At 72.0% G+C, this 22,224-nt stretch carries 21 protein-coding genes; 11 read left to right on the top strand and 10 right to left on the bottom strand.

Annotation, left to right across the window (positions count from 1 at the left end; translation table 11 throughout):
- Nucleotides 1-15: 15 nt before the first annotated feature.
- From ACZ4TR_RS14845 to ACZ4TR_RS14835, 3 genes are all read left to right on the top strand, one after another.
- On the top strand, nucleotides 16-1,041 hold the full coding sequence (locus tag ACZ4TR_RS14845; RefSeq protein WP_465287551.1) for an NAD-dependent epimerase/dehydratase family protein: 1,026 nt from the start codon (nucleotides 16-18) through the stop codon (nucleotides 1,039-1,041).
- A gap of 27 nt (nucleotides 1,042-1,068) precedes the next feature.
- On the top strand, nucleotides 1,069-1,434 hold the full coding sequence (locus tag ACZ4TR_RS14840; RefSeq protein WP_465287550.1) for a MerR family transcriptional regulator: 366 nt from the start codon (nucleotides 1,069-1,071) through the stop codon (nucleotides 1,432-1,434).
- 105 nt (nucleotides 1,435-1,539) lie between these two features.
- On the top strand, nucleotides 1,540-2,463 hold the full coding sequence (locus tag ACZ4TR_RS14835; protein ID WP_465287549.1) for a quinone oxidoreductase family protein: 924 nt from the start codon (nucleotides 1,540-1,542) through the stop codon (nucleotides 2,461-2,463).
- Nucleotides 2,464-2,501: 38 nt separating this feature from the next.
- Here the strand turns inward: ACZ4TR_RS14835 and ACZ4TR_RS14830 are convergent, their stop codons facing one another.
- Complete coding sequence (locus ACZ4TR_RS14830) at nucleotides 2,502-3,056, bottom strand: TetR family transcriptional regulator (protein ID WP_465287548.1); 555 nt, start codon at nucleotides 3,054-3,056, stop codon at nucleotides 2,502-2,504.
- Between the two features lie 61 nt (nucleotides 3,057-3,117).
- Between ACZ4TR_RS14830 and bioB the strand changes: the two genes are divergently transcribed.
- Entirely contained in the window at nucleotides 3,118-4,170 is a 1,053-nt protein-coding gene (gene bioB, locus ACZ4TR_RS14825) for a biotin synthase BioB (protein WP_465287547.1), read from the top strand.
- A 53-nt stretch (nucleotides 4,171-4,223) separates the two neighbouring features.
- On the opposite strand, the gene ACZ4TR_RS14820 is transcribed toward bioB, so the two are convergent.
- Complete coding sequence (locus tag ACZ4TR_RS14820; protein WP_465287546.1) at nucleotides 4,224-4,661, bottom strand: hypothetical protein; 438 nt, start codon at nucleotides 4,659-4,661, stop codon at nucleotides 4,224-4,226.
- A gap of 160 nt (nucleotides 4,662-4,821) precedes the next feature.
- On the opposite strand from ACZ4TR_RS14820, the gene ACZ4TR_RS14815 reads away from it, so the two are divergent.
- From ACZ4TR_RS14815 to ACZ4TR_RS14805, 3 genes are all read left to right on the top strand, one after another.
- Nucleotides 4,822-7,635: an AfsR/SARP family transcriptional regulator gene (locus tag ACZ4TR_RS14815; protein WP_465287545.1), complete on the top strand. Its 2,814-nt coding sequence runs from the start codon at nucleotides 4,822-4,824 to the stop codon at nucleotides 7,633-7,635.
- A gap of 300 nt (nucleotides 7,636-7,935) precedes the next feature.
- Entirely contained in the window at nucleotides 7,936-8,817 is an 882-nt protein-coding gene (locus tag ACZ4TR_RS14810; RefSeq protein WP_465287544.1) for a hypothetical protein, read from the top strand.
- Between the two features lies 1 nt (nucleotide 8,818).
- Nucleotides 8,819-9,190, top strand: coding sequence for a hypothetical protein (locus ACZ4TR_RS14805; RefSeq protein WP_465287543.1), 372 nt, complete (start codon nucleotides 8,819-8,821; stop codon nucleotides 9,188-9,190).
- A 21-nt stretch (nucleotides 9,191-9,211) separates the two neighbouring features.
- Here the strand turns inward: ACZ4TR_RS14805 and ACZ4TR_RS14800 are convergent, their stop codons facing one another.
- The 3 genes from ACZ4TR_RS14800 to ACZ4TR_RS14790 are packed head-to-tail and all read right to left on the bottom strand — an operon-like array spanning nucleotide 9,212 to nucleotide 11,621.
- Nucleotides 9,212-10,105 (bottom strand): alpha/beta fold hydrolase, encoded by an 894-nt coding sequence (locus ACZ4TR_RS14800; RefSeq protein ID WP_465287542.1) that lies wholly within the window; start codon nucleotides 10,103-10,105, stop codon nucleotides 9,212-9,214.
- A 38-nt stretch (nucleotides 10,106-10,143) separates the two neighbouring features.
- Nucleotides 10,144-11,391 carry a beta-ketoacyl-[acyl-carrier-protein] synthase family protein gene (locus tag ACZ4TR_RS14795; protein ID WP_465287541.1) on the bottom strand — a complete coding sequence of 416 codons (1,248 nt, stop codon included), beginning with the start codon at nucleotides 11,389-11,391 and terminating at the stop codon, nucleotides 10,144-10,146.
- Nucleotides 11,388-11,621, bottom strand: a complete 234-nt coding sequence (locus ACZ4TR_RS14790) for a phosphopantetheine-binding protein (RefSeq protein WP_364511159.1) — start codon at nucleotides 11,619-11,621, stop codon at nucleotides 11,388-11,390. The genes ACZ4TR_RS14795 and ACZ4TR_RS14790 overlap by 4 nt, the downstream gene beginning before the upstream one ends.
- A 518-nt stretch (nucleotides 11,622-12,139) precedes the next feature.
- Here ACZ4TR_RS14790 and ACZ4TR_RS14785 point away from each other — a divergent pair.
- The gene (locus ACZ4TR_RS14785) at nucleotides 12,140-12,490 is read left to right on the top strand and encodes a hypothetical protein (RefSeq protein ID WP_465287540.1); all 351 of its coding nucleotides are present in this window, start codon (nucleotides 12,140-12,142) and stop codon (nucleotides 12,488-12,490) included.
- Nucleotides 12,491-12,550: 60 nt separating this feature from the next.
- Here the strand turns inward: ACZ4TR_RS14785 and ACZ4TR_RS14780 are convergent, their stop codons facing one another.
- A complete protein-coding gene (locus ACZ4TR_RS14780) occupies nucleotides 12,551-13,321 on the bottom strand; it encodes a lysyl oxidase family protein (protein WP_465287538.1) in 771 nt (256 codons plus the stop codon).
- Nucleotides 13,322-13,658: 337 nt separating this feature from the next.
- On the opposite strand from ACZ4TR_RS14780, the gene wecB reads away from it, so the two are divergent.
- The gene (wecB, locus tag ACZ4TR_RS14775; RefSeq protein ID WP_465287537.1) at nucleotides 13,659-14,825 is read left to right on the top strand and encodes a non-hydrolyzing UDP-N-acetylglucosamine 2-epimerase; all 1,167 of its coding nucleotides are present in this window, start codon (nucleotides 13,659-13,661) and stop codon (nucleotides 14,823-14,825) included.
- A gap of 10 nt (nucleotides 14,826-14,835) precedes the next feature.
- Here the strand turns inward: wecB and ACZ4TR_RS14770 are convergent, their stop codons facing one another.
- Together ACZ4TR_RS14770 and ACZ4TR_RS14765 are read right to left on the bottom strand one after the other, a co-directional pair.
- Nucleotides 14,836-16,164, bottom strand: coding sequence for an NAD(P)/FAD-dependent oxidoreductase (locus tag ACZ4TR_RS14770; RefSeq protein ID WP_465287536.1), 1,329 nt, complete (start codon nucleotides 16,162-16,164; stop codon nucleotides 14,836-14,838).
- A 7-nt stretch (nucleotides 16,165-16,171) separates the two neighbouring features.
- Complete coding sequence (locus ACZ4TR_RS14765; RefSeq protein ID WP_465287535.1) at nucleotides 16,172-16,987, bottom strand: glycosyltransferase; 816 nt, start codon at nucleotides 16,985-16,987, stop codon at nucleotides 16,172-16,174.
- A gap of 322 nt (nucleotides 16,988-17,309) precedes the next feature.
- Between ACZ4TR_RS14765 and ACZ4TR_RS14760 the strand changes: the two genes are divergently transcribed.
- Both ACZ4TR_RS14760 and ACZ4TR_RS14755 read left to right on the top strand, forming a co-directional pair.
- Nucleotides 17,310-18,737: an exopolysaccharide biosynthesis polyprenyl glycosylphosphotransferase gene (locus tag ACZ4TR_RS14760; RefSeq protein ID WP_465287534.1), complete on the top strand. Its 1,428-nt coding sequence runs from the start codon at nucleotides 17,310-17,312 to the stop codon at nucleotides 18,735-18,737.
- Nucleotides 18,719-20,014 (top strand): putative glycoside hydrolase family 15 protein, encoded by a 1,296-nt coding sequence (locus ACZ4TR_RS14755; protein ID WP_465287533.1) that lies wholly within the window; start codon nucleotides 18,719-18,721, stop codon nucleotides 20,012-20,014. Before ACZ4TR_RS14760 ends, ACZ4TR_RS14755 begins: the two co-directional genes overlap by 19 nt.
- On the opposite strand, the gene ACZ4TR_RS14750 is transcribed toward ACZ4TR_RS14755, so the two are convergent.
- The gene (locus ACZ4TR_RS14750) at nucleotides 20,001-21,122 is read right to left on the bottom strand and encodes a glycosyltransferase family 4 protein (RefSeq protein WP_465287532.1); all 1,122 of its coding nucleotides are present in this window, start codon (nucleotides 21,120-21,122) and stop codon (nucleotides 20,001-20,003) included. The two genes, ACZ4TR_RS14755 and ACZ4TR_RS14750, sit on opposite strands and share 14 nt — an antisense overlap.
- Nucleotides 21,119-22,219, bottom strand: a complete 1,101-nt coding sequence (locus tag ACZ4TR_RS14745) for a glycosyltransferase (protein WP_465287531.1) — start codon at nucleotides 22,217-22,219, stop codon at nucleotides 21,119-21,121. Before ACZ4TR_RS14745 ends, ACZ4TR_RS14750 begins: the two co-directional genes overlap by 4 nt.
- Nucleotides 22,220-22,224: the final 5 nt, after the last annotated feature.

Here is a 22,224-nt window from a genome sequence, read left to right as displayed (position 1 = left end):
AGTTAGGTGGAGTAAATGGCGAACGAGCACGAGCGGAGCACCGTCGTCGTCACCGGCGGAACGGGGTACCTGGCGGGCTGGGTCATCAGCGGGCTGCTCGAACGTGGCCACCACGTCCGGACGACGGTCCGGGACCCGTCGAAGACCGAGCGTTTTCGTGCCGCGATCGCCGCGCGGACGAGTGCGGAGGCCGCTGCTTCCGTCGAACTCGTCCGCGCGGATCTCCTCGAAGACGAGGGCTGGGACGCGGCGCTCGCCGGCGCCGGCTATGTGCTGCACACCGCCTCGCCGACACCGTTCGACACGGGTGCCGACCTGATCAAGACGGCCCGTGAGGGCACCCGTCGCGTGCTCGAGGCGGCGGCCCGGGCCGGCGTCCGGCGGGTCGTCCTGACCTCCTCGGGGGTGACGGCCGTCCCCGATGATCCCGAGACACCGGCGACCGAGACGATGCGATCGTCGCCGGCCCATGACGCGGCGCACGTCTACCCCGACTCGAAGATCCTCGCCGAGCGGGACGCCTGGGAGATCTCGTCCGCCACCGGACTCGAGCTGACCGCGGTGCTCCCGACCTTCATGCAAGGTCCGCCGGTGGGTGCCGCGGACCGGCCGGGAACGATCGACGTCGTCCGCCGCCTCGTCCACGGGAAGCTGCCGGCCCTGCCGAGGATCGGGTGGAACGTCGTCGACGTGCGTGACGTCGCCGAGCTGCACATCCTCGCCATGACGAACGCCTCCGCCGCCGGGGAGCGGTTCCTCGGATCCGGCACCTTCCTGTGGTACGCGGACCTGGCGCGGATCATCCGCGAAGGGATGCCTGCCGGAGCCGGGAAGGTGCCTACGCGGCGGATACCGGACTTCGCCGTGAAGGTCCTCGGCCACTTCAACCCGCAGTTGGCGATGGTGCGCCACGAACTGGGCCGCAAACGGCTCGTCGACAGCTCGAAGGCGCGCCACGTCCTCGGGTGGAAGAACCGTGAGGCGGACCAGACAATCCTCGACACCGCCCGCGCGATCCTCGCCGCCGGTGCCGGGAAGTAACGCGACCGCGTCGGCGTACTTGGAAGCATGAGGATCGGCGAGTTGTCCCGGCGCACCGGCGTGAGTCCGCGCTCCCTGCGGTACTACGAAGCACAGGGCCTGTTGACCAGCACCCGCTCCGCCGCCGGGCAGCGGCACTACTCCGACGCCGAGGTCCAGCGCGTGTCGCTCATCCGGCAGCTGTTCGAGGCGGGCTTGTCCAGCCGGGTGATCGCGACTGTGCTGCCGTGCGTGGACGTCCCCGGTGACCTGAGCGTCGCCGAGGAGACGTTCGTGACGATGAAGCGCGAGCGCGACCGGATCGACGCGGAAATCGCGCACCTGGCCGAGACCCGGGACGCGCTCGACGTGCTGCTCGGCGCCAACAGCCGGCACCGGGCGAAGCTGGCCTGACGGTGTGACCCGCGCCTCAGCCGGTTGCCCCTGACACCGGTGTCAGCGGTCAGGATGGCCGCAGAGCCCGGACCGACCGGGCCGTCACCCGGAAAGGCGCGGAAAATGGGACAGGCATGGGGTTTCGGCAGGCACGGCGGGCCCGAAGTGCAGGAGTTCTTCGATCGTCCCGATCCCGTTCCCGGGCGCGGTGAGGTGCTGATCCGGGTCGACGTCGCCGGAGTGAACCCCCTCGACCACCTCCTGCGCGCGGGTCTGGTCCCCGGGCTCGACGGCGGGCGGCCGTTCCCGCTCGTGCTGGGCATGGAAGCGGCGGGAACCGTGCTCGCCCTCGGCGAAGGCGTCGACGGGCTCGAGGTCGGGGACGCGGTCTTCGGCTTCGCGCTCACCGGTGGCGGCACCTACGCCGAGACGACGGTGCTGTCCGCGGCGAACACCGCGCGCATCCCGGCGGGTCTGTCCGCGACCGTGGCGGCGACGCTGCCGGTGGCCGGGACGACCGCGGTGGACGCGCTCGACCAGCTCGGCCTGCCGGCCGGCGCCACGATCCTGGTCAACGGGGTCGGGGGCGGGGTCGGCCTCGCGGTCGCCCGGCTGGCCGCGGCGCGCGAGCTGCACGTGGTCGGCACCGGCAGCGCCGCCAAGCGCGAGCCGGCCGAGGCCGTCGGGGTGCGATTCGTCGACTACACCACGCAGGACGTCGCCGCCGCGGCCCGCGAGCTGGTTCCCGGCGGCTTCGACGGGATCGTCGACCTGGTCGGCGGCCCTTCGCTGCGGACGGTCGCCCCGCTGGCCCGGGACCCTCGCAACGTCATCGCCGTCGGTGATCAGTCCGTGGCCGGCATCGGCGGCCGTTTCGTCGAGCGCCGCCTCGATCGCGAAAACCTGGAGCGCGCCGCCCGCCTGGCGCTCGACGGGGTCCTCGCACCCCCGATCACGGCGGTCCACCCGTTGTCCGACGCCCCGGCCGCCCTCGCGACCGTCGAGAAGGGCCACACCTCGGGCAAGGTCGTGATCAAGGTGACCTGAGACGACTTCCGGTTTCGCGGTTCCCCCCGCCGGTCGGTTCAGGTCCCGGCGGGCCGCGGAAGTCCGTTGAGGATGGCATCGACGCCGAACATGAAGGCCTCAGCCGGTTTTCCGGCGTCGGCCGGCGGCTCCTCGATGAGGCCGGCGTGCAGCAGTTCGGCCCGGTTCTGCTCTTCCGCGACGAAACCCAGTACGTAGTGAACGACGGTCCGTGCCGCCCAGTCGGCGTGGCGCGGGCCGAGCCGCGCCGAGAACAGCCGGTTCAACGTCCGCGTCGGGGTCACGATCTCCGGCCGGTACGCCTGCACGAACGACACGACTTCGGCGCCGTCACGGACGCTCAGCAGCACCGTCCGGAAGGCCTCGGCGGCACTGCGGACATCGGCCGCCGCAGCCGGGAAGTCCTCGAGGACGCGCGTCGCCACCACGGCGAGCAGCTCCTGCTTGCCGGCGACGTGGTAGTACAGCGCGCCGGGCCGAACGCCGAGGTCCGACGCCACCCGCCGCATGGACAGGGCGCTCAGCCCCTGCTCGCGGAGGAGGTCGTACGCCCGGTCGACGATCTGGGCTCGCGTCACCTTCACCCGCGTCATTGTGCCCGCCGCCGAACCGGGGCCCTTGCCTGCCCCGCTCCGCCCACCTAGGATTTGATAGGTGTTCAAAACCTATGATGACCTGGCCTCTCGCCAGCTGGCCGGCGGCGTCCTCGACCGAGCCGAGGCGCGTGCGGTGCTGGCGGCGCCCGACCGCGAGGTGCTCGGCCTGGTCGCTGCGGCCGGACGTCTCCGCCGTGCGTACTTCGGCAACCAGGTCAAGGTCAACTACCTGGTCAACCTCAAGTCGGGGCTGTGCCCGGAAGACTGTGGTTACTGCTCGCAGCGCCTGGGGTCGTCCGCGCAGATCCTGAAGTACTCCTGGCTGTCGGCCGAGGAAACGGTCCGCCAGGCCGCGGCTGGCATCGAAGGCGGTGCGTCGCGGGTCTGCCTGGTCGCGAGCGGACGCGGCCCGAGCGACCGCGACGTGGACCGCGTCGCCGGCGTCGTCGAGGCGGTCAAATCCGCCCACGCGGACGTGGAAGTCTGCGCGTGTCTCGGCATCTTGCAGGAAGGCCAGGCCGAGCGCCTCCGCGACGCCGGCGTCGACGCCTACAACCACAACCTCAACACGAGCGAATCGCGCTACGCCGGAATCTGCTCGACCCACGGCTACGACGACCGCGTGGCGACCGTCGAAAAGGCCAAGGCGGCCGGTCTTTCCCCGTGTTCCGGCGTGATCGTCGGCATGGGGGAGACCGACGACGAGCTGATCGACGCGATCTTCGCCCTGCGCGAGCTGAACAGCGACTCGATCCCCGTCAACTTCCTGATGCCGTTCGACGGCACGCCCCTTGCCGACACGTGGGAACTCTCGCCGCTGCGGGCGCTCCAGATCCTCGCCCTGGTGCGGCTGGCCTGCCCGGCGACCGAGGTCCGGATGGCGGGCGGGCGGGAGATGCACCTGCGCTCCCTGCAGCCGCTGGCGCTGCACGTGGCGAACTCCCTGTTCCTCGGGGATTACCTCACCAGCGAAGGGCAGGCGGCCCGGGCCGACCTGGACATGATCGCCGACGCCGGCTTCGAGGTCCTCGGCACCGCGCGAGCCGAAGCCCGGACGTCCGTGCCGATCCGCGCGCGCGGAGCCGGGACCGCGGTCTCACCGAACGCCTGAACGGCGCCGGAAACGTGGCTCACCACCGCGCGCGATGACCGGCACCGCGCCGGTCAGTCGATGATCTGGCAGATGGCGACCGGCAGCCTGGGCGACCACGTGCCGGTGGCGTAGTCGTAGGCCCGGGCGTAACCGTTGTCGCCCGGCGCGCACGGGGCCGCGATCGTCGTTTCCACGTAGAAGGTGCCGCCCGGGGTGATCGAGTGCGGCTGCGCGATCACGTGCGTGCTGAACCACACGGTCCCGTTGTTCAGCTTCACGGCCAGGTACACCTCGCCGCCGAGGGTGAAATCGCCGCCGGCGACTTTCAAGTGGCCGTTGAAGGTGTAGCTGAAGAGGAAAGGCGAATCCTCCGCCTGGCGAACCGTGCTCCGTGCGGTGTGTTCGGCCGGCGCGGACGCGGCCGAGGCCGGGACGGCCGTCAAGCCGGCGGCCGCCAGCGCGACGGCGGGCAGGAAGGTGAGTTTCGCGAGCAGAGACGTCCGGGTCATCCGGTCCTCCTGAGGCAGGGCGGCGGCGAGTCCCGCCGTTCCCCGATGGTCCGGCGCGAGCCTGCTCGCCGACCTTGCGCCGTCCTTGAGGACGGGCCAGCATTGAGCGGGGGAATTCGTCCGTTTCGGCAGCGCATCGCACAGCCGGGAGCGTGGGCCCATGGAGCTCCGTCTGCTGGGTGAGGTGGAGCTGCGGGTGGACGGCCGGCGCGTGGACGTCGGAGCACCACGGTTGCAGGTGGTGCTCGCCGCGCTCGCCGTGGACGCGGGCCGACCCGTCACCATCGAGACGCTGATCGACCGGGTCTGGGACGACTCGCCACCCGCCGAAGCGCGCAACGTCCTGTACTCGTACCTGAGCCGGATCCGCCGGCTTCTGCGGCAGGCCGGTCCGGCGGCGCGCGTCGAACGCCGCCACGCCGGTTACGTGCTGGACATCGACGCGGAACTGGTGGACCTGCACCGGTTTCGCCGGCTGGCCGGCGAGGGCCGCGACTCCCGGCGCGACGACGACGGCCGGGCCGCCGCGCTCGGTGAGGCACTGGGCCTGTGGCGCGGGCCTCCGCTGGCCGGTCTCCCGGGGGAGTGGGTCGCCCGGGTACGGGACAGCTGGTACCGGCAACGGCTGGACGCGGTCGTCTCGTGGGCCCGGATCACGCTCCGCCTCGGCCGGCCCGCGGCGGTGCTCGCCGCCTTGCCCGAGCTGGTCGCGGAGTACCCGCTGGCGGAACCCCTCGAGGCCCTCCTGATGCGCTCCCTGTGCGCGGTGGGGCGAAGTGCGGAGGCCCTCGACCGGTACACCGCCATCCGGCAACGGCTGGCCGACGAGCTGGGCGCCGACCCCGGCCCCGAACTCCGTTCGCTGCACCGGGCGATCCTGGCCGGCGGCCTGCCACCGGCCGGACCGGAATCCGCGCTCCCGACCGCGAAAGTGGTGGCCGGCCCCGCGCAGCTCCCGCCGGACACGTTCGGGTTCGCCGGCCGCGGCGATCACCTGCGGCAGCTGGACGGCCTGCTCGAGCCGACCGGCGACCGCCCGGCCACGGCGGTCATCTCCGCGGTGTCCGGAACGGCCGGCGTCGGCAAGACGGCGCTGGCGGTGCGCTGGGCCCACCGCGTCCGTGCCGAGTTCCCCGACGGCCAGCTGTACGTGAACCTGCGGGGCTTCGACCCGAGCGGAGCGCCCGTGGCGCCCGCCGACGCCGTTCGGGGGTTCCTCGATGCGTTCGAGGTACCGGCGGAGCGGATCCCGACCGGTTTCGACGCCCAGGTCGGCCTGTACCGGAGCTTGCTGACCGGGCGGCGGGTGCTGGTGGTGCTGGACAACGCGCGCGACGCGGAGCAGGTCCGGCCGCTCCTGCCGGGGGCGTCCGGCTGCGTCGTGGTGGTGACCAGCCGCAGCCAGCTCATCGGCCTGGTCGCCGAGGGCGCCCACCCGCTGCCGCTGGACCTGCTGCCGGTCGCCGAAGCGCGTCAGCTGCTGGCCGGGCGCCTCGGTGCCGGCCGGGTCGCGGCCGAGCCCCGGGCGGTGAACGAGATCATCGCCGCATGCGCGCGGCTGCCGCTCGCCTTGGCGATCGTGGCCGCCCGCGCCGCCACCCACGCCGGATTCGAGCTGGCCGCGCTCGCCGGCGAGCTGCGCGGGACCCGAGGTGGCCTGAACGAGTTCGCCGGCGTGGACCCGGCGACCGACGCGCGAGCGGTGTTCTCGTGGTCCTACCGGCAGCTGGGCCCCGCGGCGGCCCGGTTGTTCCGGCTGCTCGGCCTGCACCCCGGCCCCGATCTCGGCGAGCCGGCGGCGGCCAGTCTCGCGGGCCTTCCCCGGGCGCGGGCGCGGACGTTGCTGGCCGAGCTGGCCCAGGCCCACCTGATCGTCGAGCACGCCCCCGGGCGGTACACCTTCCACGACCTGCTGCGGGCGTACGCGACCGAACAGGCCCAGCTCGTCGACGCCGGCGAGCAGCGCCGCGCCGCGCTCCACCGGACGCTGGACCACTACGTGCACACCGCCCACGCGGCCGCCCGGTTGCTGCACCCGGAACGGGATCCGCTCCCGGCCGCCCTGCTTCCTCCGCAGCCGGGCGTGCTGCCCGAAGACCTCGCCGGCCACGTGCGGGCGCTGGACTGGTTCACCACCGAGCACGCCGTGCTGCTCGCCGCTCTCGACCACGCCGCCGCGACCGGCTGGGACACCCACGCCTGGCAACTCGCCTGGACCATGGCCGACTTCCTCGACCGGCAGGGCCATTGGCGCGACTACGCCGCGACCCAGCACGTCGCGCTGGCCGCGGCCGCGAGGCTGGGTGATCCCTCCTTGGCGGCCTGCGCCCACCGCATCCTCGGCCGCGCCTGCACGCAGCTGGGCCGGCTCGACGACGCCCACACCCACCTGCGGCACGCCCTCGACAGCTACGGGCGGTCCGGCGACCGGTCGGCGCAAGCCCAGACCCACCACAACGTGACCCTGGTGTTCGAGCGCCAAGGCCGCCACGACGAGGCCCTCGACCACGCCCGGCGGGCGCTGGCGCTGTTCCGGTCGGCCGGGAACCGGCGCGGTGAAGCCGAGACCCTCGCCACGGTCGGCTGGTGCCATGCCCTGCTGGGGGACCACGAACAGGCTCTCGTCGCTTGCGGGCAGGCCCTCACGCTGCTCCGGGAGCTCGGCAACCGCCGCGGGCAGGCGTTGACGTGGGACAGCCTGGGCTACGCCCACCACCACCTCGGCGACCACGTCGAAGCCGTCGCCTGCTACCGGCACGCCATCGACCTGTACCGGGATCTCAGCGAATATCGCGAAGAGGCGATCACCCTGTCCCACCTGGGCGACACCCATGAGGCCGCCGGGCAGGCGGACCTCGCCCGCGAGGCCCGGGAGCACGCTTGGGTGATCTTCGACCGGCTGGAGCACCCCGATGCCGAGCGGGTCCGGGCCAAGCTGGAAGGTCACGGCGGGCAGCGCCCCACGGGGCACTAAACCGGTCCGGCCGGTCGGGCGTGGACACTTCACCCGACCACGGAACCCGGAGGAACGACCATCAGCACCGATTTCAGGGCCGACCCGGACGCGATCCAGAAGCTCGGCGCGCTCGCCGGGCGGGCGGGCTCCGCGGCCGGCCTCTACGCGGCGGCGGCCACCGACGGCCCGAACGAGCTGGGCGAAGGGCTGCTGGTCAACCTGCTCGCCCAGCCGCTCGACCAGTGGCAGGCGCTCTGCCTCGCCAACGACCGCAAGGCCGCATCGCTGGCCGACGCCTTCGACACCGCGCTCGTCGCCGTGGCCAAGCTGTATCGCGAAACCGACCACGAGGCCGCGGCGAAGGCCGACCGGTCCTACCCGGACGCGCACTCCGAGCGGATCGCCGCCGACGACGTCGTCTCCCCGGAAACCGCCGCGGCCTTCACCGACTTCGACAACGCGTCCCTCAACCCCCGGACCGGCGAGCCGTACCCGTGGTCGTTCACCCCGGCGGAGGACGCGTTCGGCGGCTGGAACATCGAGCTCCAGCGCATCGCGGACAAGATCGCGGGCGGGGCCGCCATCTCCGGGCCGGTGCGCGGCCTGCTGACGAAGATCATCGGGACCGACCTGCTGACCTTCGTCGAGAAGCTGGTGACCGGCGACTGGGACCTCCTGCTGCGCCAGGGCATGGTGTTCGAGGACACCGGGCTCGCCTTCGGCAAGATCAAGCAGAACATCGACCGGGGCCGCCTCGGGATCCAGGAACGCTGGACCGGGCACGCCGGGGAAGCCGCGCGCGCCTGGCTCACCGACTACTCCCACGCCTGCGCCGCGCACGCCAAGTTCTGCACGGACGCCGGCTGGAAGATCAAGAACTTCGCCCGCGCGGCCTACAACGCCATGCAGGCCCTCGACATGGCCCTCGAGTCCCTGCTGGACGCGGTGCTCAGCAAGGTGCTGAAGCTCGGGAAGGCCCTGGAGCTGGCGCTGCTCGGCATCGTCGGGCTCAGTGACGGCGAGTCCGTGCGCCAGGCGATCGCCGGCGTCCTGGCCGAGGCCAGCCCGTTGCGCGCCGCCATCGACACGCTCACCGCGCTGGCGCACTCGGTCGCGTCGGTGTCCGAGCTGGTGGCGGGCAACGGCGAAATAGCCGCCCAGGCCTGGCCGGGCGAGCCCTACAAGCACCCGGGGACGTGACGTGGAAATCTCACCTTGGCGCACCGCGCAGGGCCGGCTCGCGCGGCACAACCAGCTGGTCCTGCTGGCCCGCGGCGACGGCGACCTGGCCGACTTCGCCCGCGACGTCCTGGCCGGCCGGGCGAAGCCGGAGGACCTGCTCCACCGGTCGTACCTGAGCGAAAAGACCCTCGGAACGGCACACGCGGAGATCGACGCGTGGAACGCCCTCCCCGAAGACGAACGACAGGCGGCCGTCGACGGGGCCGAAGCCCGGACGCGGGCGGAGATCGCCGCCCTCGCGGCGCTCGACCTGTCGCAGCCGGCTCCGGACGACGACGATGATGACGACGACCACGACTTCGGCGCGGAGTTCCTGAACTCGCTGCGGTGACCGGGGTTCACCGGCACGCCTTCAGCCGGGACTGCTTACTCGGTCCTCGGCCGAGGTCAGGGTGGCGACATAACGAGCGGAGTCGAAGGATTGGCCGGTGAAGAAGCGGGTGGCCAGGTCGGCGACGTCGGCCGCCCGCTCGAGGACGACCCAATGGTCGGAATCCTTGAGCGTGAGGAACCGGCTGCCCGGTAGCGTGGCCGCGAACTCGCGCTGCAGTTCGGGGCTGGTGATCGAGTCGTGTTCGCCGGTGAACACCAGCGCCGGCACCCCGGACAGGCCGCCCTCGAAGGACGGCCCGCCGATCAGCGATCGGCGCAGGGAGTCCATCGCGTGGGGTACGTGGACGGCGACGTGGAGCATCGACCGCCTGACGTACCGGTAAACCAGGGCACGTCGCGGGATGTGGCGGTCCTCGTCCAGGCAGAGCTGCATCTGCGCGGCAAGGGTCGCGAAGCTTTCCGTGTCACCGTTTTCGAGGTACTCGGCGGCCCGGCGCACCGATGCGCGCTGGGCATCGCTGGTGTGGGAAACCACTCCGCCGAGGATCAGCCGCGCGATGCGGCCCGGGTTGCGCCGGGCGCAGCCGAAGGCGAGTTCCGCGCCGTAGGAATAGCCGAACAGGTTGACCCGCGGGACTTGGAGGTCGTCGATGATCCGGTCGATCGCGGCGGACATGAACTCGGTATCGGCTCCGGGCGGCGGTGGGTCCGACGCTCCCACGCCGGGGAGATCCGCGGTCACCAGGCTCGCCACCGGGGTGATCCGGTCTTCCATGTGGGGCCAGCCGTGGCTGCCCTGGAACCCGCCGCCGAGCACGATCACCGGCTCGGTCCGCGGGGCGTGCTGCCGGAGGAGCCGGTAACTGAACCGCGTCCGGCCGACGACCAGCGAACGGACAACTTCCTCGTGCATGCTCCGCTTCCTGCTCCGAGACGGCGTCGAGCTCGTGCTCAGCAGTTCTTCGTGAGGACGAGGGCGGCGTTGTGGCCGCCGAACCCCATCGATGTCTTGACCGCGCACTCGAACACCGCGGGCCGCGTTTCCTTGGCGACGACGTCGATCGGGATCCGGAGGTCCCGGGTCCGGAGGTTGGCCGTCGGCGGCACCGACTGCCGCTCCAGCGCCAGGACGGTCAACGCCGTTTCGATGCCGCCCGCCGCGCCGAGCGCGTGCCCGGTCATCGCCTTGGTGGAGGTGACGAGCGGCTGGTCACCGAGGACCCGGTGCAGCATGGTCGCTTCGATGAGGTCGTTCATCACGGTGGACGTGCCGTGGGCGTTGACGTGGCCGACGTCGGCCGGGGCGACGTCCGCGTCTTCCAGGGCGGTCCGCAGTGCGCGTTCGATCCCGTTGCCCTCGGGATCCGGTGCCACCGCCGCGTAGGCGTCGCTGGAGGCGCCGTAGCCCGCGATCGCGGCCCGCACCCGGGCACCGCGCGCGGCGGCGTGCCCGGGTCGCTCCAGGACGACCAGGCCGGCTCCTTCGCCGACGACGAAACCGTCGCGGTCGGCGTCGAACGGGCGGCACGCCGTCGACGGGTCGTCCGTGCGCGTGGAGACGGCCCGCATCTGGCAGGCGCTGGCGATCAGCAGGCGCGAGCGCACGGATTCGGCGCCACCGGCGATGACGACGTCGCACGCGCCGGAGCGCAGCATCTGCAGGGCGGTGCCGATCGCGACCGTGCCGGAGGAGCACGCGGTGGAGACGCTCAAACTCGGACCTCGTGCCCCGAGGTCCATGCAGACGCTGCTGGCGGCGCTGTTCACCGTGGTCATCGGCGCGAGTTTGGGCGACACCCGGCGCGCGCCCTTTTCCGCGAGGACCGTGCTCTGCTGGTCGTAGAAGGGAAGGCCGCCGTGCGCCGACCCGATGACCACCGCGATCCGGCCGGAGTCCCACACCGAGGTGTCGAGCCCCGCGTCCGCGACCGCTTCCCGGGCCGCGATCACCGCGAGCTGGGAAAACCGGTCCATCATCCGCACGGCCGGGATGCCCAGGACACTTCCGGGGTCGAGGTCGTCGACGGTGTACATGAAGTCGCACGGCAGGCCGGAAAGCTCTTCCTGGTGGCGGACGCCGGTGGCGCCGCCGGGCCCGGTCACGCCCCGCCAGGTGGCTTCGGCCCCGACCCCGGCCGCGGTGACGAGACCGATGCCGGTCACCGCCGCGGTGAGCCGGTCCCGGGAGCGCGCGGTCACGCCGCGAGCTTCTCGTCGACGGCCGTCGCGAGCTGTCCCACGGTCTCCCGGGAAGTCAGCTGGACGTCCTCGAGATCGATGCCCAGGTGTTCCTCGAGGAGCACGCGCAGTTCTTCCAGGGCGAGGGAATCCATCCCCAGCTCACGCAGCGCGGCATCGGGGCGCACGTCGACGGGCTGCACGCCGAAATCCCTGGTGAGGAAAGTCGTGATCTCTTCGGTGGCGGACACTCTGTTCTCGGCTTCCATTCCGGCTGTGGGGCGGACGCACCTGCTTGCGGTGACGAAGAGGCGCATCAGCAGATGCCCGCGGAACGTCTTTTATACGCGTTCTCGGGAAAAGTCCCGCTTTGTTGACTCGATCGGGTGAGGCGCCGAATGGGCGGATCTTCGGTTCGCCCACGTCACCGGCCTGCTGCTAGTGCGGTGGTGTCCCGACCGGGTGGACGCAGGTGGTTCGACGCCCGCGCATGTCCCACCAGCGGCCGGTCTTGCGCGCGAAAACCCTTTCGGGGGTAGTGATCCCCGGTCAGCGGGTCGGGCCGACTACACGATCGGTGGCACGAGCTGGCTCGACCCGCGCCGCCTCAGTAAGTTCCGCTCCGGCGCGGATCCCGCGGCGGCATCGGTGTCCCGATGCTGTCGCCGGGCCGACGCGAAAGACGTCCGTGGCGGACCGAACCGCCACGGCGATTTCCGGACCGTTCATTTCCCGCTGTACCCGGCGGGTCTCTCTAGGAGTTCTTCTCTTGATCAAACAGCTCGGATTCGTCGCGACCACCCTCGCCGCCGGCATGGCGATCCTCGGCGGATCCGCCTCCGCGGCCGGTGTCACCGTCACCGGTCACCCGATCGACCACAACGACCAGATCGGCCTGGCCAACGTGCAGAACCTCGACGCCCTGCACAGCGTCAACGGCACCGTCGGGTTCTGCGACAACAACGTGAACGTGCTCGGCGTCCAGGTCCCGGTGCGCGACGTGGCCGAAGGCGTCAACGTGCCGGTGCTGTCGCCGGGTGAGAGCGAGGCCGAGGGCGAGACGCCGGACAACTGCGCGGGCAGCGGCGCCGCGGACGGCGGAACCGCCCAGGGCAACTGATCGCCCATCGCCGGCCGCCGTGCTGACCCCAGCGCGGCGGCCGGCCCCGTCGGCCGAGGATCACGGGCAGTGTGCTTGCCCGGGGCAGCTGCGAAGGAACCGGACCACCGGCGCCTTCCCGACGGCTTGGTTCGGCCCCGGGACGCCTTGCGGCCACTCGATGGACAGGGTGACGGCGGAGGAGTTGTTCCCGTAGTTCTTCTCCGCCAGGGTCCGATCGGCGTTGACGGTGTTCACCAGCTCGTACGTCCCGGACGGCACGTGGGTGATGTCCAGCCACTGGAAGTCGACCCCGTACTTGTAGTCGTCCCCGGAACCGACCGAAATACCCTCGACCACATCGAGGGCGTTCGGTTCGTGGTGGCCGCAGTTGTTGGCCCGCAGGCGCTCGGCGAGCTCCGCGTCGGCGCCGGTGTCGCCGGGAACGTGACCGAGGCGGCCGACGTCGGCGACCGGGTACCGGTCGCCGAGGCAGAAGCCGTTCTTGCGGTCGGTGACGACGGTCTTGCCCTGCTTCGAGATCAGTGCGAAGTGCTCGAAGTTCATCAGGTGCCAGTGCTGGTGGGCCATGGCCGGTTCGTAGTAGGTGTAGGCCCGGGTGGGGCGTTGCGCCGAGGCGTAGTCGGGCGGTATCGAGCCGTCCGCCTTGTTCCGCAGCGCTTGGCGGACAGTCATCGTGCTTTCGTTCGTGCCGGCCCGGTGGCCGTACAGCAACAGCGGTCCATCGCCGATGTTCTCTTCCGAGCTGGTGAACCGCAGTCGCACGGCCTTCGCCGCGGCCTCGCCGGCGCACCGTCCGTTGGGCGCGCCGGGATCGACGACCGGGCACACGTCCCAGTCCCGGCACCGGCTGGGATCACCGGCGTATCCACCCGGACATCCCGGTGGCGCCTGGCGGAGATCGGGCAAGAGCGGACTGGGTGCCGCGGCGGCCTGGGGGACCGATCCGGTGACGGCGGTCAGCAGTGCCGCTGCCGCCAGAGTCGTGTACTTGATGAACAAGAGTTGTGCCCGTCCTGTCGGTATTTTCCCGGTGAATCCTAAGTGGACACGTGGTAGGGCAAGGAGAGCCACGCGGGAAGGTGTACCCGATGGGCTGAGGTGCTGCCGGTATCGGGTGTTTCGTCGGTAGCGTGCGGGCGAACTCACGCCGAAGGGGCCTTCGAAGATGTCGACCACCGCAGGATTCCACACCGTTTCGGACGACTTCCGGGAGGCGGTGCCGGCCCCGTCACGACCGGCCTCGGGCGAGGGGATCACGATGGTGTGCGGAACCCGGCCGGAGCTGATCAAGCTGGCTCCGCTGCTGCGCTTCTTCGGCGATGCCTGCGACGTCGTCTACACGGGACAGCACCACGACCGTTCGCTGTATTCGCTCATCCGCGCGGATTTGCCGTCGCCGAAGCGGTTTCACGAACTGGCGGTCGGCAGCGCCCGGCGTGGGGTCCAGCTCGGGCGGGCGGTCAGCGCGGTCGACGAAGTGCTGCTGACCCACCCCGGCCGCGTGGTGCTCGTGCAGGGGGACACCACGTCCGCTCTCGCCGGCGCTCTGGCGGCGAACGCCCATGGGCTGCCCCTGGTGCACGTCGAGGCCGGGCTGCGCAGCCGTGACCGGTCGATGCCGGAAGAGCACAACCGGGTCCTGATCGACCACCTCGCCGACCTGTGCTGCGCGCCGACCGACCTCAACCGCCGGAACCTGCTGGCCGAGAACATCCCGTCCGAGCGGGTCGCCGTTACCGGCAACACCGTCGTGGAGGCGCTGCGGACCGCCCTTCCCGCCGCGGAAGAACGGGCTTCCGTCCTCGCCGCCCGAGGTCTCGTCCGGGACGAGTACATCCTCGCGACCATTCACCGCCCGGAGAACGTCGACGATCCCCGCCGGCTCGCCGCGGTCCTGCAGGAGCTCGGCGAGCTGCCCCTCCCCGTCGTCTTCCCGCTGCACCCCCGCACGGCCAAGAGCGTCGAGCGGTTCGGCTTGACCCGGCTCCTGCACCCGTTGCGCGTCCTGGATCCCCAGGCCTATCCGGCGTTCCTCGCGCTGGCCGCCGAAGCCGCGGTGATCGTCTCGGATTCCGGGGGCATCCAGGAGGAGGTGAGCGTGCTCAAACGACCCGTGGTGGTGGTGCGCCGCAGCACCGAGCGGCCCGAGATCACCGGTACGTTCGGAGTCCTCGTTCCGGCGGGGCCCCGGATCGGTGCCGAAGTGGCGCTGTGGCTGGACGACGTCGCCGGCCATCGCGAGCGCCTCCGCCGCATCCCTTCGCCGTACGGGGACGGGTCGGCGTGCCGGCGGATCGCCGAGGCGATCGAGCGGGTGCTCCAGCCGGCGTGACCGGGTGCCGTCACCGGACCGGTTCGCCGGCCTCCGGGCGTTCCCGGACGGCGAGGATCCGGTTCGTCACGGCGTTGGCCAGTGCCACGCTCGAGTTCCAGCTCGTCACGTCCGGGTAGACGTGGGCCGTGGTCGCCACCAGGACGTTCGTGTCTTCGACGACGACCGGGGGCCGCAAGGCGAGGTAGTTCAACGGGTAGACGGGTTCGACGAAGGGCGCTTTGAACACCCGCACGTCCGCGATGTCGTCGGCGTGCAGGCCCGGGTGGAGGCTCATGAGCTGCGCCGACCACCGCGCGGCGATGCCGTCGGCGGGCTCGTCGTACAGCCGTGACCCGCGGTCGGTGTAGCGCATGACGTAGGCGAGGTGCGCGCCGCCGTAGGCTTCGGTGCCGGCGAGCGCGGACATCTCGACCACGCCGTCGAAGCCGGTGGCCGAGCGCAGCACCGGCGTCCAGTAGTGGCCCGTGAGCGGCCGGCGGAGGAAGAACGCGGCGGTGACCACGCCCTGGTAGCGCAGGTCGGACCGCGGCAGCCGGGCGGCGAGCTCGTCGTCGGCGAGCCGTCGCAGCAGTGGCAAGGGAACGGTCGACAAGACCTGGTCCACGTCGAGCACTTCGCCATCGGCCGAAGTGAGGGAACACCCCGCGGCCGTGCTGCTGAGCCGGTGGACCGGAGCGGCTGTGCGGACCGTCCCGCCGGCGGCCTCGATGGACGAGCGCAACGCGTCGATGATCGTCTTGTACCCACCGGCCGGGTATCCCCGGGTGGCGACGTTGCGTTCCCGGCCGAGCCGCTGCCACAGGTACAGCGCGGGCACGTCACCGAAGGAGGCGCCGAACTTCGACCCGAACATCGGCGCGAAGAGGTTCTCCCACACCCGGCGGCCGTAGAGGCCGCGCAACCAGTCTTCGGTGCGGAGCGAGTCGAGGTCCCGCCCTCGGCCGAGTCGGCGCAGCAGCAGCGAGACCGCGCCGAAGCGCACCCGGTCGTCGAACCGCAGCGGGGTGAACCGCAGCAGGTCGAGCGCGGAGTTGAACCGGTGGTGGCGGCCGTCGACGATCATGCCCATCGTCGTCTTCCGCCACCGGACCGCGCTTTCGAGCCCCAGCTCGCCGAGCAGCCGCAGAAGCTCGTCGTCGGTGGGCATGATGCAGTGGTAGAAGCGCTCCACCCACTGGTCCCCGCGGGCGAAGAAGGTGCCGAGCCCGCCGAGCTGGTCACTGGCCTCGAGAAGGGTGACGCGGACTCCCCGGCGGGCGAGGCGGTGGGCGGCCGCGAGTCCGCAGATGCCGCCGCCGATCACGGCGACGTGCGTCGCGTTCGTGGAGGTTTTCACCGGTGTGTCAGAGCTTTCGGTAGGGCGCCGGGCTGAGCCGGTCGCGGGCGAGCAGCTTCACGTACTGCAGGATCGTCCGCCGCAGCTTCAGCTTGCTCGGCCCCTGCTTCCGGTCGTAGCGGAGGGCGAGCGGGATCTCGGTGATCACCGGCCGGCAGTGGCGCAGCTTGAGCAGGAGCTCCACCATGCACGCGAAGCCCTGCTCTTCGATGAGCCGCTCGCCCCAGTGCGCGGAAGCCCTGCTCAGCAAGCTGGCGCGGTAGGCGCGGTAGCCGCTGGTGAAGTCGCGGACCCCGTCGACGGCGAGGACGCGGTGGAAGAGCTGTGCCGCACCGCGGGAGAGCAGCCGCCGCCCGAGGGGCGCGGTCTGGTCGTCTCCGCCGGGGACGAAGCGCGAGCAGATGGCGACGTCCGCGCCGGCGGCGATTTCCGCCTGCAGCCGGCCGATCAGGCCGGGGTCGTGGGTGTCGTCCGCGTCCATGACGACGACGATGTCGTCCGGATCGGACGCCTCCACGGCCGCCCGGAGCCCGGACAGCACGGCGCGGCCCAGCCCGAGGTTGACCGCGTGGCGGACCACCCGTACGTCGAGGTCGCTGTGACCGGCTTCGGCCACGGCGGCGGTCCGGTCGGCCGAACCGTCGTCGACGACCCACACCGTCAGCCGCTCGGTGAGCGCGACGTCGGCGAGGCGGTGCAGCAAAGCGGGTAAGGACGCTTCTTCGTTGAACGCGGGGAGGACGACGTGCGCCCGTCCACCCGTCCGGCCGGTGTCCCGGTCTTGGCCCGTCTTCGTGGCCAAACCGGTTTCTTCGAACGCCACGGATCCCCTTCGGATTCTCGATGCGGTGGCCGGCCGCAAACCTTCGTTCGGCCGTCAGCTCATATTCGGCTATGTTGGGCCCTTTCTTTAGGGCTGCCTGATGTCCCCCGGAAGGAGTTGACCCCGTGGAACCACCCGGCGTTCCGTTGTTTCGCTGGAATGGGACCACTGCGTTCCTCGAACGGGTGGTTTTGCGGCCGGGCACCGCGCATCGCGCTCGACGGAGCCGAACGTCCCCTGAACGGATGAGTTTTGGCAGAGACAGAAGGACAATCGTGATGAGACAATCCGGTGACGGCTCTCCCCGAAAAGGGCAACTCCAGTGACCGAACTGAGAACCCCGGTCTTCGCCGGGACGATGCCGCTCCAGCGCCGGCGCGGACCGGCGCACCGGGTGCCCGCGGCGCGGAGCCGGCCGCCGCTGTCCCGGGTCAACGCCGTCGTGGTGCTGCTGGTGGCCGCCGATCTCGGCGCTTGGCTCGCCGCGATCCCGCTCACCGCCTCGGACGTGCTGGACGCGGTGGTGGCCGGCGCGGCGCTGTGGGGCACGCGGGCCGCCGGGCGGGTGCACCGGCGCCGCCTGTGGCTTTCCTGGTTCCAGGACCTTCCGCGATCGCTTGCCACGTCCGGGATCGCGTTCGCGCTCGTCACGTGCGTCGCTCTGGTCACGAGCCCGGCGGGTCCGGGAATGGCGGCGGTGCAGGCGCTGGTCCTGGTGTTCGCCGTGCTCAGCGAGTGCGCGCGGCCGTGGATCTTCGCGTTCGGCCGCTGGGGCCGCCGACGGCTCCGCCGCTGCGACCGGGCCATCGTGGTGGGCTCGGCGGACTGCGGGGGCGACCTGATCCGCACCATGGTGCGGCACCCCGAGTTCGGGCTCCTGCCCGTCGGTTTCCTCCCCTCCGGCCGGGATGCGGAGGCCGTCGACCTCCCGGTCGAGCTCGTCGAAGACGGCCTCGCCGAGGCCATCACCCGTCTCGGGGCGGGAACCGTCGTGCTGGCGCATGCGCCCGAGAGCGACAGTGCGGTCGTCGACGCGGCGGTCACGGCGCACCGCCTCGGCTGCGTCACCCTGGTCTTGCCCCGCCTCTTCGCGCTTTGCCCGGACGGACCCGGGATCGACCGGCTCCGCAGCTATCCGCTGATGTGGCTGGCCGGCGCGCCGACCCGTAGGCCCAGCTGGTGGGTCAAGCGGGCGATCGAGACCGTGCTGGCCGCCACCGCGCTCGCCGTCGTGGCACCGGTCATCGCGTTGTGCGCGCTGGCGGTACTGGTGGAAAGCGGGCGTCCCGCGATCTTCCGCCAGGTCCGGGTCGGGGTGAACGGCCGGACCTTCGTGCTCTACAAGATCCGCAGCGTCCGGCCCGACGCCGTGGACGATTCGGCGACGCGCTGGTCGGTGGCCGGCGACCGCCGGGTCGGTCCCGTGGGCCGGTTCCTGCGACGATCCTCTTTGGACGAGCTGCCCCAGCTGTGGAACGTCGTGCGGGGCGACATGGCGCTGGTCGGGCCACGCCCGGAACGGCCGGTGTTCGTGGCCGAGTTCTCCGCCCTCCACGACCTTTACTGGGCCCGGCACCGGGTTCCCGCCGGGCTGACCGGCCTCGCGCAGGTGCACGGCCTGCGCGGGGACACCTCGATCGCGGACCGCGCCCGCTACGACAACTACTACATCGCCAACTGGTCGCTCTGGCTCGACCTCAAGATCATCATCCTGACGGTGGGAGAACTGCTGTGCCGAAGGCAACGCTGACGCGGGCGCACCCGGCGGTCACCCGGCTCTTCGCCAGGTGTGCCGCGCTCGTCCTGGCCGCCGGGTGCGTGACCGCGTGCAGCATCAGCTCGGCACACGAGGCCGCGGCGCCGCCGCCGAAACCCCTGGCACCGTGCGCGTGGTGGTACGGGATCGGTCAACCGCCGACGGCCACCGAGCTGAAGCTGGCGGCCCAGCGGTACGACGTCGTGGTGCTCAACGCCGACCAGGCTCCGGCGATGCGGAAGCTGCACGAGCTCAACCCCCGCGTCAAAGTGCTCGTGTACAAGGACTTGTCCAGCACCCGCAACTACCCGGGTGCCGTCGACGGCGGTGAAGACGCCCAGTTCCTGCCCAGCGGGATCGGGTACGTCGCGGCGCAGCGGACGCACCCCGAGTGGTTCGCGACCGACACCCGCGGCGGCCGCATCGAGTGGCAGGGCTACCCGAAGCACTGGCAGATGACGGTGTGGGACCCGGCCTACCAGCAGGCCTGGAGTTCCGCCGTGGTGGCCGAGGCCAGCCGCGAAGGCTGGGACGGCGTGCTGGCCGACAACGACTTCAACTCCTTGAGCCACTACTCGCCCGCGGTCCTCGCCGGGACCGCGTCGACGGCCGAGACCGACCGGAAGCTGCGCGACGGGCTCGACGCTTTCCTGTCCCTGGTGGGCGACGCGATGCAGAAGGCGGGCAAGCTGTTCGTGCCGAACGTCTCGGAGACCCACCTGCTGCCGGGGAGGTGGACGGCGCATTCCCGCTTCGGCGGGGCCATGGAGGAGAACTTCGGGTTCCGCGAGAACGGCGGAACCGGCGGCCTGCTCACCTTCCGCGGCAACGAGTTCCAGGAACTGCGGGCGCAGGCCGCGCTGGGCGAGTCGCTCCTGCTGCTGGTCACCCGCACGAGGTCCGAGAAGCAGGACCGGGCGGGCTACGCCAGTGCGGCCCTGCTGGCCGGCCCCCGGACGTGCTGGACCCCGGCCACCACGGACGACTACCGCGACCCCGAGTGGTCCGACCTGCAGAGCAGCGGCCTCGGCGAAGCGGTGGACGCCGCCGGCCGGCTGCCCAACGGCGTCTGGACCCGGACGTTCACGAACGGCTGGGTCGCGGTGAACCCGACATCGGCCACCCAGGCCGTGACGCCCCCCGAGGGACTCGTCGCCGCGAACGGCGCCCGCGCCGCGACCACCTCCCCGCCTCCGGCGCCGACGACGGTGCCGCCCGCGGCCGTCGAGCTCGAGGCCGCCGACGGGCTGGTGATGGTCAAACCGAAGTAGCGGTCTCCGCGCCGGACAGCGACTCGTACAGGTCCAGGTGGCGCCGCGCGCACTCCGCCGGTGCGAACCGTTGCCGGGCCCGGGCGGCGAGCAGGGCGCCGATCCGGGCCGGATCCGGTTCGGCGAACAACGCGCGCAGGCGTTCGGCGAGGGCGGCGGTGTCCCCGGGCGGCACCAGGTAGCCCGTCCCGGCGCCGGGGCCCAGCATGTCGGCCACGCCCCCGGTTTCGGTGGCCACGACGGGTTTCCCGGCCGCCATCGCCTCCGCCACGACCAGGGGCTGCTGCTCCATCGCCGACGGCAGCACCAGCGCGTCGGCACCCGCGAGTAGAGCGGGGACGTCCGGCCGGAAGCCGAGGAACGTGACGCGCCCGGGGAGCGCTTGGGCGGCCCGTTCCGCTTCGGCTCGTTGCGGGCCGTCGCCCACCACGGTCAGCCGCCCGTCCGGCGGCAGGACACCCGGTACGGCCAGCGCCGCGAGCAGGTCGAGGATTCCCTTGCGCTCCACCAGCAGGCCCACGAAGACCAGGTGGCGCACCGGTCCCTTCGGCGGACTCGGCTCGGCGAGTTCGACGCAGTTGTCGAGGCGGGCCAACCGTTTCGCGGGCACTCGCAGCCGCCGGCGCAGGAACCGGCCCATCGCTTCGGCGGGCACGACCGTCCGGTCCAGGATCCGCGCGACCGCGGCGTCGCCCGCCAGGATCGCCCGCGTGTAGGCGGAAGGACCGCCGGCCCCGCGATCGCCGCGAAACCACGGCTCGGTCACGTCGTCGGGGACGCCGTGGTAAGTCTGGACGAGCGCCGGCCGCGCACCGCGGGTGAACCGCAGCCCCGCGAGCACGAGCCCGGCGCGCCGATCTTGGGCGTGCACGACATCGGGACGCCAGGCCCGGATCGCCGCTCGTGCCCGGCTCGCGGCCGCGAGATCTCCTTTCCCGGTCACCAGCAAGGGCTCGTGATGGCCGTCGAGCAGTTCGGCTCCGCGCGCCGGCACCGGGCCGAAGACGCGCACGTCGGCACCCTGGCCGAGCAGCGTCGCGGCGAGCCGGACCGTGACGTCCACCGGGCCGCCCCGGTCCTGGGTCAGCAGGTAGGCGATGCGTTTCACGGGGTTCGCTCCGAGGGGGTGAGTTTGTCGACGAGCGTGGCGATCTGGTCGGCCATCCGGTTGCTGTCGAAGGAAAGTTCGGCGCGGTGCCGCCCGCGCCGGCCCTCGGCCCGGGCCAGGACCGGGTCGGCGAGCCGGGCGGCGACGGCGCCGGCGAGCCGGCCGAGGTCGCCGGGCGGCACGACGGCACCGGCGTCGGCGATGCTCTGGCGCATTCCGCCGACGTCGAACGCGACCACCGGCCGGGCACACGCCATGGCCTCGAGGGGAACCAGCGCCATGCCCTCGGCTCGGGAGGGGAGCACCACGACGTCCGCGGCGGTGTAGAACGCCGCGGGGTCGTCGGTGTGTCCCGTCCACCGCACCGATGCGTGCGGCGCGACCGGGTGCCGGTCCCGCCAGACCGGGCGCATCGGCCCGTCGCCGGCCAGGACCAGCTTCGCGTCCGGCAACCGCCGCAGGACGTCCGGCCAGGCCGACAACAACTGGTCCTGCCCCTTCAGCTCCGCGAACCGGCCGAGGCAGACGGCGATCGGCGCCCGTTCGGGCAGGCCGAGCCGCCGCCGCGCCGCGGCCCGGTCGCCGGGGGTGAACTTCGCCGTGTCGACGCCGTTGCAGACCACTTCCGCGTCGGCCGTGATGCCCGCGTCCTGGCCGGCCGCGAGCTCGTCGTCGCTCACGCACACGACGAGGTCGGTCCACCGGGACGCGAACCGTTCCCACGCGGCGGCCGCCCGTCGCACCGGACCGCGCGCGGTCTCGAAGGACCACAGGTGCGGCTGGAACACCGTCGGCCGTCGGCCACGCAGGGCCAGCCGTCCGGCGAGCCCGGCTTTCGAGCTGTGCAGGTGGACGACGTCCGGTGCCAGCTCCGTCAGGATCCGCCCGAGCCGGACCGTTTCCGCGAGCACTCGCGGGCCGGGGGAGCGGGTCGCCGGCCAGCCGCGCACGTCGACGCCGAGCTCTCGCGCGCGTTCGGCGAGCCGGCCCGACGGCGGGCACACCACGGTCACCGACCAGCCGCGGTTCCGCTGGGCCACGGCCAGTTCCAGCGCGACGACGGCCACGCCCGCCGTCGAGGGCTGGGAGACGTGCACGACCT

It is taken from the genome of Amycolatopsis sp. NPDC028719 (assembly GCF_055565395.1).
This window is presented reverse-complemented; position numbering and strand designations above follow the sequence as displayed.

Coding starts and splice junctions, on each gene's coding strand:
- ACZ4TR_RS14835 (WP_465287549.1), top strand. CDS start 1,540: ATGGGACAGGCATGGGGTTTCGGCAGGCACGGCGGGCCCGAAGTGCAG.
- ACZ4TR_RS14830 (WP_465287548.1), bottom strand. CDS start 3,056: ATGACGCGGGTGAAGGTGACGCGAGCCCAGATCGTCGACCGGGCGTAC.
- ACZ4TR_RS14840 (WP_465287550.1), top strand. CDS start 1,069: ATGAGGATCGGCGAGTTGTCCCGGCGCACCGGCGTGAGTCCGCGCTCC.
- wecB (WP_465287537.1), top strand. CDS start 13,659: ATGTCGACCACCGCAGGATTCCACACCGTTTCGGACGACTTCCGGGAG.
- ACZ4TR_RS14845 (WP_465287551.1), top strand. CDS start 16: ATGGCGAACGAGCACGAGCGGAGCACCGTCGTCGTCACCGGCGGAACG.
- ACZ4TR_RS14800 (WP_465287542.1), bottom strand. CDS start 10,105: ATGCACGAGGAAGTTGTCCGTTCGCTGGTCGTCGGCCGGACGCGGTTC.
- ACZ4TR_RS14815 (WP_465287545.1), top strand. CDS start 4,822: ATGGAGCTCCGTCTGCTGGGTGAGGTGGAGCTGCGGGTGGACGGCCGG.
- ACZ4TR_RS14820 (WP_465287546.1), bottom strand. CDS start 4,661: ATGACCCGGACGTCTCTGCTCGCGAAACTCACCTTCCTGCCCGCCGTC.